Annotated in this window: 15 protein-coding genes; 1 reads left to right on the top strand and 14 read right to left on the bottom strand. The window is 44.4% G+C overall.

The features are described from left to right. Positions 1–157: 157 nt before the first annotated feature. The 6 genes from rho to R2B77_RS12390 form a co-directional block, all read right to left on the bottom strand. Positions 158–1,441: a transcription termination factor Rho gene (rho, locus tag R2B77_RS12365; RefSeq protein WP_203248438.1), complete on the bottom strand. Its 1,284-nt coding sequence runs from the start codon at positions 1,439–1,441 to the stop codon at positions 158–160. 192 nt (positions 1,442–1,633) lie between these two features. After that, positions 1,634–2,599 (bottom strand): class II fructose-bisphosphatase, encoded by a 966-nt coding sequence (glpX, locus tag R2B77_RS12370; RefSeq protein WP_203248437.1) that lies wholly within the window; start codon positions 2,597–2,599, stop codon positions 1,634–1,636. An 87-nt stretch (positions 2,600–2,686) separates the two neighbouring features. Next, a complete protein-coding gene (locus tag R2B77_RS12375; protein ID WP_203248436.1) occupies positions 2,687–3,964 on the bottom strand; it encodes a UDP-N-acetylglucosamine 1-carboxyvinyltransferase in 1,278 nt (425 codons plus the stop codon). 19 nt (positions 3,965–3,983) lie between these two features. Further along, complete coding sequence (fsa, locus tag R2B77_RS12380) at positions 3,984–4,631, bottom strand: fructose-6-phosphate aldolase (RefSeq protein WP_203248435.1); 648 nt, start codon at positions 4,629–4,631, stop codon at positions 3,984–3,986. 102 nt (positions 4,632–4,733) lie between these two features. Beyond that, positions 4,734–5,591 (bottom strand): class II fructose-bisphosphate aldolase, encoded by an 858-nt coding sequence (locus R2B77_RS12385; RefSeq protein WP_203248434.1) that lies wholly within the window; start codon positions 5,589–5,591, stop codon positions 4,734–4,736. A 100-nt stretch (positions 5,592–5,691) separates the two neighbouring features. Further along, positions 5,692–6,051 carry a response regulator gene (locus R2B77_RS12390; RefSeq protein ID WP_203248433.1) on the bottom strand — a complete coding sequence of 120 codons (360 nt, stop codon included), beginning with the start codon at positions 6,049–6,051 and terminating at the stop codon, positions 5,692–5,694. A 190-nt stretch (positions 6,052–6,241) separates the two neighbouring features. Between R2B77_RS12390 and R2B77_RS12395 the strand changes: the two genes are divergently transcribed. Next, complete coding sequence (locus tag R2B77_RS12395) at positions 6,242–6,760, top strand: DUF2529 family protein (RefSeq protein WP_203248432.1); 519 nt, start codon at positions 6,242–6,244, stop codon at positions 6,758–6,760. Between the two features lie 101 nt (positions 6,761–6,861). Here the strand turns inward: R2B77_RS12395 and R2B77_RS12400 are convergent, their stop codons facing one another. The 8 genes from R2B77_RS12400 to R2B77_RS12435 form a co-directional block, all read right to left on the bottom strand. Next, positions 6,862–8,544 carry a CTP synthase gene (locus R2B77_RS12400; protein ID WP_404830754.1) on the bottom strand — a complete coding sequence of 561 codons (1,683 nt, stop codon included), beginning with the start codon at positions 8,542–8,544 and terminating at the stop codon, positions 6,862–6,864. A 74-nt stretch (positions 8,545–8,618) separates the two neighbouring features. Then, the gene (gene rpoE, locus R2B77_RS12405) at positions 8,619–9,185 is read right to left on the bottom strand and encodes a DNA-directed RNA polymerase subunit delta (RefSeq protein ID WP_322555712.1); all 567 of its coding nucleotides are present in this window, start codon (positions 9,183–9,185) and stop codon (positions 8,619–8,621) included. Positions 9,186–9,702: 517 nt separating this feature from the next. Next, on the bottom strand, positions 9,703–12,960 hold the full coding sequence (gene icmF, locus R2B77_RS12410) for a fused isobutyryl-CoA mutase/GTPase IcmF (RefSeq protein ID WP_203248429.1): 3,258 nt from the start codon (positions 12,958–12,960) through the stop codon (positions 9,703–9,705). 80 nt (positions 12,961–13,040) lie between these two features. After that, positions 13,041–13,661, bottom strand: a complete 621-nt coding sequence (locus tag R2B77_RS12415) for a TetR/AcrR family transcriptional regulator (RefSeq protein WP_203248428.1) — start codon at positions 13,659–13,661, stop codon at positions 13,041–13,043. Positions 13,662–13,676: 15 nt separating this feature from the next. Next, on the bottom strand, positions 13,677–14,816 hold the full coding sequence (locus tag R2B77_RS12420; RefSeq protein ID WP_203248427.1) for an acyl-CoA dehydrogenase: 1,140 nt from the start codon (positions 14,814–14,816) through the stop codon (positions 13,677–13,679). 180 nt (positions 14,817–14,996) lie between these two features. Further along, positions 14,997–16,133, bottom strand: a complete 1,137-nt coding sequence (locus R2B77_RS12425; RefSeq protein ID WP_203248426.1) for an acyl-CoA dehydrogenase — start codon at positions 16,131–16,133, stop codon at positions 14,997–14,999. Between the two features lie 13 nt (positions 16,134–16,146). After that, positions 16,147–16,998 (bottom strand): 3-hydroxybutyryl-CoA dehydrogenase, encoded by an 852-nt coding sequence (locus tag R2B77_RS12430; RefSeq protein ID WP_203248425.1) that lies wholly within the window; start codon positions 16,996–16,998, stop codon positions 16,147–16,149. Positions 16,999–17,070: 72 nt separating this feature from the next. After that, on the bottom strand, positions 17,071–18,255 hold the full coding sequence (locus tag R2B77_RS12435; RefSeq protein WP_203248424.1) for an acetyl-CoA C-acetyltransferase: 1,185 nt from the start codon (positions 18,253–18,255) through the stop codon (positions 17,071–17,073). Between the last annotated feature and the right edge of the window lie 133 nt (positions 18,256–18,388).

The raw sequence follows: 18,388 nt of genomic DNA on the forward strand, positions 1-18,388 counted from the left end.
GAAATTAACTTCTAGATATGTTGACATAAAAAATCGCGTCGAACTCGTTGCTGCGCTGGGGGATGTCTCCCGCCACAAGCCAAACAGCTTCGCCGTCAGTCTTATAGCTTCGGCTCCCCCGTTAAGGCGCCTCCGCTATTCGTTCAAATTATCTACCTTACAGCAATCCCTTACCGTTACGCTGGGCTTTCATTTCTTCGTTTAGCTTGTCGAAAAATTCTTCGTTCGTTTTTGTTAAACGCAGTTTCTTTAAGAAGCGTTCTGAAAAGTCCGGTGCGTCGGAAAATGTTTTGCGGATTGCCCAAAGCTTTTCAAGCTGATCGGCTGGAATGAGTAATTCTTCTTTCCGCGTGCCTGAGCGACGAATATCGAGCGCCGGGAAAATACGTCGTTCTGCAAGATGGCGGTCCAAATGCAACTCCATATTGCCCGTTCCTTTGAATTCCTCGTAAATCACTTCGTCCATGCGAGAGCCTGTGTCAATTAAAGCTGTTGCTAAAATCGTTAAGCTACCGCCTTCTTCTAAATTACGCGCAGCTCCAAAAAATCGTTTTGGACGGTGGAATGCTGCAGGGTCAATTCCTCCAGATAATGTCCGACCACTTGACGGAATGACGAGGTTATAAGCACGTGCTAGTCGAGTGATTGAATCCATTAAAATCACAACATCTCGTTTATGCTCTACTAGTCGCATCGCTCGTTCGAGTACAAGCTCAGCTACTTTGACGTGGTTTTCCGGTAATTCGTCGAAGGTTGAACTGACGACATCAGCATTCACTGACCGTTCGATATCCGTTACCTCTTCCGGTCTTTCATCAATTAGAAGGACTATGAGCTCCGTTTCGGGATGATTCGTTGTAATTGAATTGGCAATTTCTTTTAATAGCAATGTTTTCCCGGCTTTTGGTGGAGCAGCAATGAGTCCACGCTGACCAAAACCTACCGGTGAAACGAGATCCATAATACGCGTTGACAGCTTCATAGGGTCTACTTCCAACTTTATGTGCCGATCTGGATAAAGCGGTGTAAGGGCTGGGAAATGCACACGCTCACGGGCAACTTCAGGGTCCTCACCGTTAACGGCCTCAACTTGTAACAGACCGTAATAGCGCTCCGATTCTTTTGGAGGTCGAACTTTCCCTGACACTTTGTCACCATTCCGAAGATCGAATCGACGGATTTGCGAAGCCGATATATAAATATCTTCCGAACTCGGGGAGTAGTTAATCGGACGAAGGAAGCCGTAGCCCTCCGATTGAATAATTTCAAGAACACCTTCCATGAAGAAAAAGCCTTCCTGTTCAGCTCTTGATTTTAATATAGCAAAAATCAATTCTTTTTTTGTTAGTTTGGCATAGTAGGCAATTTTGAATTGTTTAGCGAGGGCATATAACTCCTTTAAAGTCATATTCTCCAGCGTTGAGATTGTTAGTATTGTCATCTTTTGGCACCACTCTTTACGTTAATGGGTATTTTTTTGAGGCAAAGGGAAGACGCCCGGCACACGGCCAGGCGATGGGGTCTAATCAATTGCACATCCGTCGACCGACTAATTAATTGCAACACAACCTGCAGCAATGTCGGTACGAGTACATCGGAAGCTTGAACTAGCAGATACTTTTACTAATTCAAATCAATCTTGCATAACGAGCAGAGGTTTTTTCTCCATGCTATGTCGACCTTCAACAAATCGAATCGTACCCGATTTTGAACGCATGACAAGTGAGTGTGTCTCACTATAGCCACCTTTAAACTGTACGCCTCGGAGAAGTTCTCCATCTGTTACGCCAGTTGCGGCGAAGATGGCATCGTCCCCTTTGACGAGATCATCCATGTATAATATTTTTTCAACATCAATGCCCATCTTTTCACAACGTTCCCGTTCTGCATCATTCATAGGAATAAGTCTTCCTTGTAGTTCACCGCCCAGACATTTTAGTCCAGCTGCTGCGATGACGCCTTCCGGTGCACCGCCAATTCCGAACATGATGTCCACACCTGTTTCATCGAACGCCGTGTTAATAGCCGCTGCAACGTCGCCGTCTGTGATGAGCTTAATACGGGCACCTGCTGCACGAATTTCTTCAATAATTTTAGCATGACGATCCCTCGCCAGAACAGTGGCAACAATATCCCCAATATCTTTGTTTTTCGCCTTTGCAACAGCATGCAGGTTCTCTGTAACAGATGCATCTAGGCTAACTTTACCAACAGCTTCTGGACCGACCGCAATTTTATCCATGTACATATCCGGTGCGTTAAGCAAATTTCCTTTATCCGCGATGGCAATAACTGCAAGCGCGTTCCAACCACCAGCTGCAACGATATTTGTTCCTTCGAGTGGATCCACTGCAACATCCACTTCAGGACCTTGGCCTGTTCCTAGCTCTTCACCAATATAAAGCATTGGTGCTTCGTCCATCTCGCCTTCACCAATCACAACAATTCCTTGCATCGGAATCGTATCAAATACGTTACGCATCGCTGTTGTTGCAGCGTCATCTGCCTCGTTTTTTAAACCGCGTCCCATCCAGCGTGATGCTGAAACTGCCGCCGCTTCTGTAACTCGAACTAACTCCATCGATAGACTGCGTTCCATTGGCTGTGTTCCTCCCGTTTTACGGTTGTCCCGTAGGTTTTACCACTCGAAATAATTATAACACAAACATTTAAGTTGCTTGTCTGTTCATTCGTTAACAATCACTTCTTCTGGAATTGTCACTTTACGGATGTCCGCACCGAGACCTTGAAGTTTGTCAATTAGAGAGCTGTAGCCGCGTTCAATATGTTGAATTTCTTGTACTTCCGTTACTCCGTCTGCGATAAGCCCTGCGAGGACGAGTGCAGCACCGGCACGTAAATCCGATGCACGGACTGTTGCAGCCTGTAGTGGCGTCGGTCCTTCTACAATGGCTGATCGCCCTTCAACACGCCCATCCGCATTCATCCTACGCAACTCGTCGATATGCTTGAACCTTGCAGAGTAGACGGTATCCGTAATGACGGACGAGCCAACTGCCTGTGTCAGCAATACGGAAAATGGCTGTTGCAAATCTGTAGGGAATCCTGGATAGACAAGTGTTTTCACATCGACTGCATGTAAGTTTTTCGATTTCGGGATGAAAATTTGTTCTGCCCCTTCAACGATGTTGACACCCATTTCACGGAGCTTGGCTGTTAAAGCTTCTACGTGAAATGGTATAACGTTGTCGATTGTCACACCGTCTCCGGCAACAGCTGCCATAATCATAAATGTACCTGCTTCGATACGGTCAGGAATAATTGTATGTTTTGTGCCGTGAAGTTTTTCTACGCCGTCAATTCGAATGACATTTGTTCCTGCACCTTTAATTTTCGCGCCCATATTGGAAAGTAATGTTGCAACGTCGATAATTTCAGGCTCTTTTGCTGCATTTTCAATCGTTGTACGTCCTTTAGCAAGGACAGCTGCGAGCATAATATTAATCGTTGCACCAACACTGACAACATCCAAATAGATTTTCGCACCACGAAGTTCTTCTGCACGTAAGTAGATCGCACCGTGTTCGTTCGTTACCTTGGCACCAAGTGCTTCGAACCCTTTAATATGTTGATCGATAGGTCTTGGCCCTAAATGACAGCCTCCTGGAAGACCAATTACTGCATTTTTAAATCTTCCAAGCATAGCTCCCATCAAATAGTAGGACGCACGGAGCTTCTTCACATTTCCATTCGGAAGTGGCATAGAGATCATTTCTGTTGGATCTACCGTCATTGTTCCATCCGTAAAATCGACCTTTCCGCCGATATCTTCTAATAACGCTTGAAGTGTCAACACATCGGAAATCTCAGGGAGTCCTTCAATCGTAACGAGAGAGTCCGCTAAAATGGACGCTGGAATAAGTGCAACTGCACTATTTTTTGCCCCGCTAACTTTAATCGTCCCTTTTAATGGTTTGCCACCTGTAATTTTATAAACGTCCATATTATTCTCCTTCAGTACATCACTTGTTCTTCCTAGCTTCCCAGTCTGCTAGGAATGCTTCGATTCCTTTGTCAGTCAGTGGGTGGCTAAATAATTGTTTCAAAACATTAAATGGCGTTGTTGCAATATGCGCACCGCTAAGAGCTGCATCTGTAATATGTTGAGGACCGCGAATTGAAGCGGCGATGATTTCTGTTTTTATGTCATGAATTGTGAAGATATCCGCGATTGTAGAAACTAAAGACATACCATCCTGTCCAATATCATCTAGTCTACCGAGGAATGGGGATACGTAAGTAGCACCTGCACGTGCGGCAAGGAGTGCTTGGTTTGCACTAAAAATCAGTGTGACATTTGTTTGAATGCCTTCTTGCGAGAACACCGAACAAGCTTTCAATCCTTCAGGCGTCATCGGTAATTTCACTGTAATATTTGGTGAGATTGCCGCCAGTTCACGCCCTTCCTTGATCATACCTTCCGCATCAAGTGCAATTACTTCAGCACTAACTGAGCCGGGGACAAGTGTGGAGATTTCACGTAATCTGTCATGGAAAGGAACATCCTCTTTCGCGACAAGTGAAGGATTTGTAGTGACGCCAGATAGAATCCCCCAACTATGTGCTTCTTTAATTTCTTCAAAGTTTGCTGTGTCAATGAAAAATTTCATCTGTAAATCCCCCTTTAAATTATCGTGAACCAGTACTTTTTAATGGAAAAGGAGGAGAATGCACCCTACTGAATGCTTCTCCTCTTTCCTCTTACTATAGTATTATGCTTTTTGCGAGCTACCAAATTCGCGCATTTTTCCGATAACTGATTTCTTGATAGCGTCACGCATTGGTGTTAAGTATTTACGTGGATCGTATACTTCAGTATCCGCCGCAAGTGCTTCACGTACAGCTTTTGTACCTTCGATTTGGTTCTCTGTATTAACGTTGATTTTTGCTGTCCCTAAAGAAATTGAACGTTGGATATCTTTCGTTGGGATTCCTGTTCCACCATGTAGAACAAGTGGAAGATCCGACTGACCTGAGATTTCTTCCATCTCTTTAAAGCCAAGATTCGGTTCACCTTTGTAAGGTCCGTGAACAGATCCAAGTGCAGGTGCTAGGCAATCGATACCAGTTTTTTCAACAAGCTCTTTACATTCTGCTGGATCTGCATAAATAACGCCTTCTGCAATGATATCGTCTTCTTGTCCACCTACAACACCTAGTTCTGCTTCCACAGAAACACCGCGTTCATGTGCATAGTCAACGACGCTTTTAGTAATTTCAATATTTTCGGCAAGTGATTTTGACGATGCATCGATCATGACAGACGTAAAGCCTGCATCAATTGCTTCTTTACATTTCTCAAAGCTTGAACCGTGATCAAGGTGAATGGCTACAGGAACTGTAATTTTCAGGTCATGCATAAGACCCTTCGTCATATTAACAACTGTTGTGAAGCCGCCCATATAACGCGCCGCCCCTTCAGAAACACCTAAAATAACAGGTGATTGCTCCTCTTGTGCAGCTTGTAAAATTGCTTGTGTGTATTCAAGGTTATTCAAATTGAACTGGCCAATTGCATATCCTTCTTTTTTCCCTTTGATCATCATATCTTTCATTGACTCTAACGCCATGTAAATTCCTCCTCCGAAAAATTGAACTGAATATTGCATATTAAGTATATACCTTTTTAATCATAACAAAAAAGGACAGTGTTTACCACTGTCCGATTTGTCAATTTTCAAAAAGTGCATTGACGGCATCACGAACCTCATAAATATCAAAAGGCTTTGTGAAATATTTTAATGCACCGATTTGCAGTGCATCATCAGTCAGTTCAAGTTCTCCATAGGCGGTCATCATTATGACTGGAACTTCCGGCCAGCCCTTCTTGATTCTCTTCAATACTTCTACACCGTCAATTCCCGGCATTTTCATATCAAGGAGGACACAATCCGGCACTTCATTCTCTATGGCTTGAAGTGCTTCCATTCCATTTGCGGCGAGCCTCGTGACAAAACCCTCTCGCCGAAATACTTCGTCTAGTAGAAGACGGATGCCTGTTTGATCGTCAACGATTAATAAGTTTTTCAACTTCTACCCCTTCTTCCTGCAATCGGTTTCACTTATAGTACTTATTTGACACATTAAAGTTTATTCCTTCTTTTTATTGTAATTAATTGCATTTCTACGGATTTGAGTCCAAATTTCGACACTTTTTTCAAATCACCGCTCTTTTGCTTTCTATACCTTCCCTTCTTATAATGGAGTAGAGGTGATCATAATGAAAATATTAACGACACAAATCGGCGGACTTCTTCAGCGTATCGCTGCTAATGCCGAAGAATCCATTGAAGAGACAGCAAGACTTCTTGCACAAGCAACAATTGGCGAGGGCCGTGTAATTATTGCTGGGTTTGGCGAAATGGGCGCAGTAACAGCAACTGCATTAACGAGTGTAGAGCCGTTTAAAGGAGCCGTCCGCTATGTAGAAGGAATGGACATCGAATCTGCAGACCGTGTTTGGTTATTGAGTCGTTCAGCAGAGGATGAGCGTGCGTTAGCTTTAGCGCAACTGCTTGCAGAGCGCTTTATTCCGTTCGCTGTGCTTAGTGCTGATAAGCCAGGTGAAGGGAATGTGCTCCATGATTTGTCCTACACATATATATCGACGGGTTTGACACGCGGTTTGTTACCAGGTGACGATGGAAAACGTATTGTTCAGCCCCATGCAATTGCGGCTTTGTTTGTTTATGAAGGTGTCAAGCTTGCGTATGATGAGATGATTTCAGATGAGGATTAATGGATAAAAAAAGCCGTACCCTAACGAATTTTTCCGTTTTGGGTGCGGCTTTTTCATTCTACTGAAACTAGTTTCAGGAGGGTATTTACTATCTTCTATATTTATTTTCCGGCAAGTGCTGCTTCGACGAAGTCCCGGATTAGTGGCTGTGGACGTGTTGGACGTGATGCGAATTCTGGGTGGAATGACACACCGATAAAGAATGGATGGTCTTCCAGTTCGATAATTTCAACAAGTTCATCATTCGGGCTGATACCAGAAAGGATCATGCCCGCGGCTTCAAATTGCTCTCGGTATTCGTTGTTAAATTCATAGCGGTTACGGTGGCGTTCGTAAATCAATTCTTCACCGTAAGCAGCACGCGCTTTTGTACCTTCTTGTAATTTACATGGATAAACGCCAAGTCTGAAGTAGTCTTCTGAGTTGGCATTGCTTTCAGTTGGACTTTCAATAATTCGGTATTTCGTCTCATTATGAAATTCGGCTGAATGCGCATTTTCTAAGCCCATAACGTTGCGTGCATATTCAACTGCAGCTAATTGCATACCGAGGCTGATACCGAAAAACGGTACTTTGTTTGTACGAGCATACGTGACAGCTTCAATTTTACCGTCAATGCCACGCTCACCAAAACCACCGGGTACAAGGATTCCATCTACATCCCCGAGTAATTCCGCTACATTTTGCGCTGTTACTTCTTCAGAATTAATCCACTTCATTTCAATATCTGCGTCGAAGCCGTAACCTGCGTGGCGAAGTGCTTCAACCGCAGAAATATAAGCATCTTGTAGTTCGACGTATTTGCCGACAAGTCCAATGCGCACTATTTTCGATAAGGATTTCACTTTATCGACGAGTGCTTCCATTTCTGTCATGTCAGGTTCTTTTGTCTCAAGTCCTAGGAAGTCCACAACGATTTGATCCATCTGCTGTTCATGTAATCGAAGTGGCACTTCATATAATGTTTCTGCGTCAAGTGCTTCGATGACTTCTTCTGGTTTAATATTACAGAACAATGCAATCTTGTCCTTCATTTCTTGCGGCACTGGGTATTCACTGCGCACGACGATCATATTTGGCTGAATGCCAAGGCTGCGTAGTTCCTTAACGCTATGCTGTGTTGGCTTTGTTTTCATTTCACCAGCGGCATGTAGATAAGGGATCAGTGTGTTATGGATATACATGACGTCATTTTTACCGAGATCCGTTTTCATCTGACGAAGCGCTTCTAGATATGGCAATGATTCGATATCACCGACGCTACCGCCGATTTCTGTAATGACGACATCCGCATTCGTTTCTTTTCCAGCGCGCTTGATAAGGCTTTTAATTTCGTTCGTAATATGGGGGATGACTTGAACTGTGGCTCCGTTGTATTCACCACGACGTTCTTTTTTCAGTACTGAGGAATAGACTTTCCCCATCGTTACGTTTGAGTACTTATTCAATTTAATGTCGATGAAGCGCTCGTAATGACCTAAGTCCAGATCCGTTTCTGCCCCGTCTTCTGTGACAAATACTTCACCATGCTGTAAGGGACTCATCATTCTTGGATCGAGGTTAATGTATGGATCGAACTTTTGCATCGTTACTTGAAGTCCACGGCTTTTCAATAACCGTCCAAGTGATGCTGCATTGATTCCTTTACCGAGCGATGATACGACGCCACCTGTTACAAAAATATATTTTGTCATGTCAAACTCCTCCATTCGTTTTATCATATTCAAAAAGAAAAAATTAAAAAGCGCCCCGTCTGTAGAGATGAATCTACAGGAGGAGCGCATATGCACTAGTTCTTGTGTCCTTTTTTAAGGAGCCCAGTAAAATCTTATAGTGTTAGGCGAATGAAGTCAAGTACTTATTCTTCAATTTCGTCCTCATCTTCTTCTTCATCATCGAGTTCGAGCTCCTCATCGTCCGGGATGATTTCAAGATCATCGTCAGCTTCAAGTAGGTCCACTTCGATTTCGACGATTTCTTCTTCCTCTTCCTCGTCGTCTTCGTCCTCATCTTCGTCCACAAGCTCATCGAATTCTTCGTCGAATAGCTCGTCCTCATCGTCATCCTCTTCTTCCAAATCCTCATCTTCTTCGTCCAGCACTGCTTTTTTCTTCTTCTTTTTGCGTACTTTAACGACTGGAGCTGTTTCTTCTTCAATTTGATCAACAGGGTACCATTCACGAAGGCCCCAACGGTTGTCATTGATTGCAAGGAATCTTCCATCAATGTTCATGTCTGTATAGAATTGTTGTAGTTTTTCCTTCATTTTTCTTTCGCTAATACCTGTAAGCTTCCGGATTTCATCCATTAGCTGTTGAAGTGTAAGCGCCTCATGTTTTTCAGTCAAAATCGCATAGGCGATATTAATCATCGATTCTTCCAACAGTTGTTCTTTTGTCATTTCACGGATATTCAATAGACGCACGTCCTTTCTCTGCAGATCAATTACGCCCCGGAGTAATTGCGTCCGGAGGCTCTATCTTCATTCAGCGGCATCCGCTGAACGTGGATAAGCATATCTACCATTATATACAATGAAGACAGGAATATGCTACAATCTTTTACTTCCGCTCAAACTTTTCAGTTCTTTTATGACAATCCAGCATAAATAAATAGCTGCCAAGAGGAAAGGGATAGCACCTAAGCCGTCATCATATAGAAAATAAATGAGAATAATAATTACTGTGATAATGGCTATATGCATAATCCTTTTCATGGTAAACAGCCCCTCCTCTATTATCTTACAGTATAGAAAATAAAGGTAAAGTATGCCACCTTTTTTGGTTTATTTTCGATGAAACCATTAGCTTTAGCATTCAAATGAGGGTTCCATAGTTAGGAGTAACCAAATAAGTACCTGTTTAATCACAAAAACTCCACGGGTCATTTAATCCCTGTGGAGTTTTTATGTCTAGGCTTCGGACGTCACGCTCTTTTTTTTACTACATATTTCTACGATACTGACCGCCGACTTCGTAGAGGGCGTTTGTGATTTGGCCGAGGCTTGCTACCTTTACAGTTTCCATCAGTTCCGCGAAAATATTGCCGCCGGAGACGGCTACTGACGTAAGTTTGTCTAACGCTTCTGCCGTTTGGTTTGCGTGTGTAGCTTGGAAAGCGCGCAGATTGGTAATTTGTGTTTCTTTTTCTTGTTGCGTGGCGCGCGCCAATTCCATGTTATCGATATCATCCGCGGACGGTGGGTTCGGGTTTAAATAGGTGTTGACGCCGATAATCGGTAGCTCCCCCGTGTGCTTCAGCATTTCGTAATGCATGGATTCTTCTTGAATTTTACCGCGTTGGTACTGTGTTTCCATTGATCCAAGTACGCCGCCACGGTCATTCAAGCGGTCGAATTCCTGAAGCACGGATTCTTCAACAAGATCTGTTAGTTCTTCGATAATGAATGTCCCTTGAAGTGGGTTTTCATTCTTTGCAAGGCCAAGCTCTTTTGTAATGATCATCTGAATTGCCATTGCACGACGCACAGATTCCTCTGTCGGCGTTGTAATTGCTTCGTCATAGGCATTCGTATGCAAGGAGTTACAGTTATCCTGCAATGCCATTAGTGCCTGCAACGTTGTGCGAATATCATTGAAATCGATTTCTTGTGCGTGTAAGCTACGTCCTGATGTTTGTACATGATATTTTAATTTCTGGCTACGTTCGTTGGCACCGTATTTATCACGCATGGTCACTGCCCAAATACGGCGAGCGACTCGTCCGATTACCGTATATTCTGGATCGAGGCCGTTCGAGAAGAAGAACGATAGGTTCGGCGCAAAATCGTCAATCGCCATACCTCGACTTAAATAATACTCAATATACGTAAAGCCGTTCGCCAATGTAAAAGCGAGCTGTGAAATCGGGTTCGCGCCTGCTTCGGCGATATGATAGCCCGAAATCGACACAGAGTAGTAATTACGCACTTGTTGGTCGATGAAGTACTGCTGAATATCACCCATCATGCGGAGCGCAAATTCTGTTGAGAAGATACAAGTATTTTGACCTTGGTCTTCCTTCAAAATATCGGCTTGCACCGTTCCGCGTACAACTTGTAATGTTGCACTGCGAAGCTCTGTAAATTCATCCATTGTCAATGTGCGCCCGAGTGCTTCTTCTTTCAGACGTACTTGCTGATCAATCGCCGTGTTCATGAACATTGCCAATATAATCGGAGCTGGACCATTAATCGTCATCGATACTGACGTTGATGGTGCGCATAAATCAAAGCCGTCATAGAGCTTTTTCATATCCTCAAGTGTACAAATACTAACGCCTGACTCTCCGACTTTGCCATAAATATCTGGACGCTCATCTGGATCTTCCCCATATAACGTTACAGAGTCAAAGGCTGTCGATAAGCGCTTAGCATCGTCATCTTTCGACAAGTAATGGAAGCGACGATTCGTCCGTTCAGGTGTACCCTCTCCTGCAAATTGACGTTTCGGATCTTCTCCCTCGCGTTTAAATGGGAAAACACCAGCCGTATATGGATAAGAGCCAGGCACATTTTCTTTGTATACCCAGCGTAAAATCTCGCCGTAATCCTTGAATTTCGGTAAGGATACTTTCGGGATTTTCAAGCCAGAAAGACTCGTAGTTGTTAACGCTGTCCGCAGTTCCTTATCACGAATTTTTGTGATGAATTCATCGCCAGCATAGGCTTCTTTCAACTGCTCCCAATTCGCTAAAATCCGCTTCGATTCAGCTGTCATTTCTTCACGTACACCGTCTACAAGTGATTGAAGAGATGCTGTGAGCACATCATTCGGCGCTTTTTCATTCACAGCCTCAATGGCACCTTCAAGCTGGAAAAGGCGACGAGCAAGGTCGACTTGTTGTTCGGATTTCTTATGATAATCACGTACCGTACTGGCAATTTCGCGCAAATAATGGTGGCGGTCATTTGGAATAATGACGTTCTGTTTTTGTGTTTTAATGAATTGACCATAGGACGTTTCCCAATCCAATCCACACTTCTCGTTCAACACGTTGACGAGCGCAGCGAATAAGGCGTTTGTTCCTTTATCATTGAATTGGCTAGCGATTGTGCCATAGACAGGCATTTCCGCTACGTCTTTGTCCCATAATAAATGGCTGCGCTGATACTGTTTTTGCACTTGACGAAGTGCGTCTTCAGAGCCTTTTCTTTCGAATTTATTAATAACAATTAGGTCTGCGAAGTCAATCATATCGATTTTTTCAAGCTGTGTCGGCGCACCGAATTCACTCGTCATGACGTACATTGAAGCATCGGATACTTCTGTAATTTCCGCATCTCCTTGCCCGATTCCGCTTGTTTCGACAATAATCAAATCGAAACCAACTGTTTTGACAATATCGAGCACATCTTTGATAGCACCAGAAAGTTCAGTTCTGGAACCACGTGTTGCAAGGCTACGCATGAAGACACGGTTGTTGAAAATCGCATTCATACGAATACGGTCTCCAAGCAATGCACCGCCCGTTTTCTGTTTTGTTGGGTCAATCGATAGGATGGCAACTTTCTTATCAGGCAGTTCTCGTAAAAAACGTCTGATTAGCTCATCCGTTAGCGAGCTTTTCCCTGCACCACCCGTACCTGTAATTCCGAGGACAGGTGTGTTTTTGGAAAGTGTGCGCGCCTTTGTGATAAACGCATTCGCCTTGGTATCTTTTTGATCATACATTTCTTCTGCATACGTAATGAGATTGGCAAGCACTTCCGGTGTTTCCGTCGTTACTGTTTCGAGTTGACCTAGTTCATCGTCCACTTCTGTTAGAAAATCACATTCCTCCAGCATACGATTGATCATGCCTTGTAGTCCCATCTTACGACCGTCTTCTGGCGAGAAAATCCAGGCAACCCCATGGTCATGTAGGTCTTTGATTTCCTTCGGGATAATGACTCCGCCGCCTCCGCCATAAATACGAATATGCGGTGCACCTTTTTCTTGTAGCAGATCATACATATACTTAAAATATTCGACGTGACCGCCTTGGTAAGATGAAATGGCAATTCCTTGCACGTCCTCTTGAATCGCGGCGTTTACCACTTCCTCGACAGAACGATTATGCCCCAAATGAATCACTTCTGCGCCACTAGATTGCAAGATACGACGCATAATATTGATGGACGCGTCGTGGCCGTCAAAAAGGCTCGATGCTGTGACGAACCGAATATGATGTTTTGGTTTATAAATTTCAACTGTAGCCATATTAGAACACCCCTTTTTCTGGAGTGTCAGTTACGCACACAATTCATGAACCCCGATTTGTGTGCGTGACTGACACCTTATTAATCCACAAGCCCTTTGAAAAGCTGATCTGTCTGGATACGAATATAGTCTTCGATTGTATAGTTTTTACTCAATGCCCATCTGCGGAATGCCCACATCTGTCCTTGGACAACAATATGGTGTGCCGCAATGTCAATGTCTGCTTGCGCTATGCGGAGATTTCCTGATTTTGCACATGCCTGTAGCAACTTTTCAAACAGAGCAACCATTTCCATTTCTTTTTTCAGCACATAGGTCAAAGCATCTTTTGGCAATGATTTCGATTCCTGATACATGACGAGAAACTCATCGGACATATCGTCGATTAAATGAAAGTATTGGTTAATCGCTAGCCGCAGACCGTCAATCGTCCCTTCTTGAGTTGGCAAGGTTGACAGACGGCTATGCACTTCATTGTAAATACTATCGCAAACGAGGTAGAGCACATCTTCCTTCGTCCGAATGTATTCATAGAGCGTACCAATGCTAAAGCCAGCTTCCTTCGCAATTTCACGGGTCGTCGCGCGATGGAATCCTTTTTCCTTGAACAGTTTCACCGCACCTTGAATCATCTGTTCACGCCGTTTTTCGATGAGACTTTCATCTTTGACGGATGATTTTACTTTACGCTTCGTTTCCATAGCTGTTACCCCCGATCATTTTGTTAGCATACGGGAGATGACGAGACGTTGAATTTCCTGCGTTCCTTCGTAAATTTGCGTAATTTTCGCGTCGCGCATGAAGCGTTCAACTGGATAGTCTTTCGTATAGCCGTAGCCACCGAATACTTGAACAGCATCCGTTGTCACTTTCATCGCCGTATCTCCAGCCATTAGTTTGGCCATTGCGGACTCTTTGCCATACGGTAAATTATTTGATTCCAACCACGCGGCTTGGTATGTCAATAATCTAGATGCTTCTGTTGCTGTTGCCATATCTGCTAGTTTGAAGCCAATGCCTTGGTTTGCAGCGATTGGTTTGCCGAACTGTACGCGTTCTTTCGCGTAGTCAACAGATGCGTCAAGTGCGCCTTGAGCGATACCGACTGCTTGTGCAGCGATGCCATTACGTCCACCGTCGAGGGTTTTCATCGCGATAATGAAGCCATCTCCTTCTTCACCAAGCAAGTTCTCTTTTGGTACACGGCAGTTGTCAAACATGATTTCAGTCGTTGGTGATGAACGAATCCCTAATTTCTTTTCCTTTTTCCCGACAGAGAAGCCTGGGAAATCTTTTTCAATGATGAATGCGCTTGTGCCCTTATGTTTGGATTCTGGATCAGTGACTGCAAAAACGATGTATGTGTCGGCAATGCCGCCATTTGTAATAAAGATTTTTGAACCATTCAAGACGTAAGCGTCGCCATCGAGTTTTGCCGATGTACGCATACCGCCAGCATCCGATCCTGAGCTTGGCTCCGTTAAGCCATAGGCACCGATTTTCGTACCTTCCGCCATTGGACGCAAGTATTTCTGTTTTTGTTCTTCTGTGCCGTATTTGAATACCGGCCAGCCTGCTAGTGATGTGTGTGCAGAAAGTGTGACGCCTGTTGACGCGCAAACGCGTGATAGTTCTTCGACTGCGATGACGTAGGCAAGATAGTCACTGCCGATGCCGCCATACTCTTCCGGCCAAGGAATACCTGTTAGGCCGAGCTCCGCCATCTTTTTGAAGATGTCCATATCAAAACGTTCTTCTTCATCGCGCTCCGCCGCAGTAGGTGCTACTTCATTTTCGGCAAAGTCACGGACCATTTTGCGGATCATTTCATGTTCTTCGGATAGTTTGAAATTCATGTTAGTTCCCCCTCTATTCTAGTGGTGCCACAAATTGAAGCAATAACTGGCACTGGATTGCTTATGGAATTTTGCTTGCACTTTTCAATGATTTGCTTGCACACGTTAAGAGTTTGCTTGCACTTACCATCTATTTGCTTGCATTCGCTATGAGTTTGCTTGCAAATTATAACTAAAGACTCACTTCAATAAATGCTTCGAGATGACGATGCGTTGGATTTCGCTTGTGCCTTCGTAAATTTCGGTTACTTTGGCGTCGCGGAAGTAGCGCTCGACTGGGTAATCTTCGGTGTAGCCGTAGCCGCCGAATACTTGGACTGCTTCAATGGAGCCTTCGACTGCCGCTTTCGATGCAAATAGTTTGGCCATGGATGCTTCTTTCCCGCAAGGCAATCCTTCTGCGCGAAGTTGTGCTGCACGGTAGACAAGTAATTTGGCTGCTTCGACCGCTGTTGCCATATCCGCTAATTTGAAGCCTACGCCTTGTTGCGCAGCAATCGGCTTGCCAAACTGCACCCGTTCTTTCGCATAGCCCGTTGCCGCCTCAGATGCAGCTTCTGCGATACCAAGTGCCTGTGCCGCGATACCAATCCGGCCAACATCCAGGTTCGCCATCGCAATTTTAAATCCTTCGCCTTCTTCTCCAAGACGATTGCGAGCAGGTACTGTCATATTATCAAAAGATAGCTCAACTGTACGAGAGCCATGAAGCCCCATTTTCTGTTCATCTTTGCCGATGATTAAGCCCGGCGTATCTTTATCGACAATAAATGCAGAAATTCCATATGTCCCTTGCGCTGGATCAGTTGATGCGAACACGATATAAACATCTGCTTCTCCACCATTGGTAATGAACATTTTCGAGCCGTTTAACACGTAATGATCGTCTTTTTTCACAGCACGCGTTTTCAGTGAACCGGCATCGGAACCGGAGGATGTTTCTGTTAAACAGAATGCGCCGAGATATTCCCCGCTTGCCAATTTTGGCAAATAGCGCTCTTTTTGTTCATCGTTGCCGAAATACATAATCGGATTCGTTCCAACTGACGTATGAACAGACAAAATAACGCCGACGACTGCACTCACCTTTGATAGCTCATGGATTGCGCTAATATACGACACAAAATCCATGCCTGAACCACCATATTTTTCTGGAACCGTAATGCCCATCAAACCAAGTTGACCCATCTTCTTTAAAATTTCTCGCGGAAATTCGCCCGTCTCCATTTGCGGAATGAACGGCTCAATTTCTGTCTTCGCAAAGCCGCGGACCATGTCGCGCATCATCTGCTGTTCTTCGGTGAATGTTAAATTCATAATCGTTTCCCCTTTAATTGTAGACGTAAAAACCTCGACCTGATTTCTTCCCTAACCAGCCTGCTTTGACATATTTTCTAAGCAATGGACACGGTCTATATTTAGAATCCCCAAATCCTTCATGTAACGTTTCCATAATGTATAAGCATGTGTCGAGCCCAATAAAATCTGCCAGTTGCAAAGGTCCCATTGGATGATTCATACCGAGTTTCATGACATCGTCAATCGCTTCAATAGATGCCACGCCTTCGTACAATGTGTAGATGGCTTCGTTGATCATCGGCATTAATACCCGGTTGGCGACGAACCCTGGGAAGTCATTGACTTCGACCGGCGTTTTTGACAACTTGACAGTCATCTCCTCGACTGCTTTGTAGACTTCATCAGCTGTAGCAAGACCACGGATAATTTCAACAAGCTTCATGACGGGTACCGGATTCATAAAATGCATACCGATAACTTTTTCAGGTCGGCTTGTTGCTGCTGCGATTTCCGTAATCGGGAGAGAAGATGTATTCGATGCCAAAATAGCATGTGCGGGTGCAATGCCGTCGAGTTTGGCGAAAATCGATCGCTTGATGTCCATATTTTCAACAGCTGCTTCAATTACGATATCAACGTCTGAAGCGTCTTGCAGGTCAAGTGATTTTGTGATGCGGCTAAGAACTGCTGTTTTTTCCTCTTCCGTCATGCGACCCTTTTCGACATTACGGGATAAGTTTTTTGCGATGACTGCGAGTCCTTTGACAAAGGATTCTTCCTTAATATCGTTTAGTTTTACCTCGAAGCCCGCTTGTGCACATACTTGGGCGATGCCTCCGCCCATTTGTCCGGCTCCAATGACCATTACTTTTTTGATATCCATCCTGTCGATTCCCTCCAACTCTATTTCGATTTTAAATTTATTGAGCAGGTGTTTGATCCCTGCTCAATAAATTTAAACTTCAATCATAATGGCGTCGCCTTGACCTCCGCCTGAACAAATGGCCGCGATACCAATGCCGCCTCCCCGTCGTTTCAGTTCATACGCCAATGTTAGTATGATGCGTGCCCCGCTTGCCCCGATTGGGTGGCCAAGTGCCACTGCCCCGCCGTTCACATTCACTTTTTCTGGATCAAGATCTGCAATTTGTGCGCTTGCGAGTGCAACGGCTGCAAATGCTTCGTTTATTTCAAAAAGATCGATGTCTTCTAGTTTCTTTCCTGTCTTTTTCAGCAGTTCGTTAATAACGAGTCCTGGTGTTTGCGGGAAGTTTTGTGGTTCGATTGCTACTTCCGCATGACCAATGATAGTTGCTAGTGGTGTTTTTCCTTCTTTTTGCGCACGCTCTTCATTCATCAGCACAAGTGCACATGCTCCATCATTGACGCCTGGCGCGTTGCCAGCTGTAATTGTGCCGTCTTTGCCGAATGCAGGACGTAACTTCGCCAGTGATTCAAGTGATGTATCACGTCGCGGCGCTTCGTCTGTATCGAATATCACGGGATCACCTTTGCGCTGCGGAATGTTAACCGCTATGATTTCTTCCGCGAACAAACCGTTATCGATGGCGCTGATTGCGCGTTCATGACTACGTAGCGACCATTCGTCCTGCGCTTCACGTGTCAATGACAATTCCTCCGCTGTCGAGTTACCGTATGTGCCCATATGGACGCGGTCTGGAGAAAATGAACAAGAAAGTCCGTCATAGATCATGCCGTCAACGAGTTGTGTATCACCCATTTTCAAGCCGAAACGTCCTTTTGGTAAATAGTACGGTGCATTGGACATCGATTCCATACCACCTGCCACAATGACTTCTTCGTCGCCTAGACGAATGAGCTGATCCCCTAACGTGACACTGCGCATACCGGATGCACATACTTTGTTGATAGTCTCTGTTTTCACAGACCATGGAAGTCCTGCTTTCGTTGCCGCTTGTCTGGACGGAATTTGTCCCTGAGCTGCCTGCAATACCGTACCGATAATGACTTCATCAACATGAGCTTCCTTGACGTCTGCACGCTTCAATGCTTCTTTAATCGCCATCCCACCAAGATCACTTGCCGTTAAAGATTGTAATGCTCCCCCTAATTTCGCAAAAGGAGTTCTTGCTCCGTCTAGAATAACTGTCCTTGCCATTGTATCGCCTCCAGGATTGATTTGTTAACGCTTTCATTTCGAATGGATATAAACGACTGAACGCTCGCTCGATAAGATTTCAAGAAAAGAGGGAGTGCGTACACTCCCATTTCCTCAATTCTACGATATTACT

The organism is Sporosarcina beigongshangi, assembly GCF_033485195.1.
Taxonomy (GTDB): Bacteria; Bacillota; Bacilli; order Bacillales_A; family Planococcaceae; genus Sporosarcina; species Sporosarcina beigongshangi.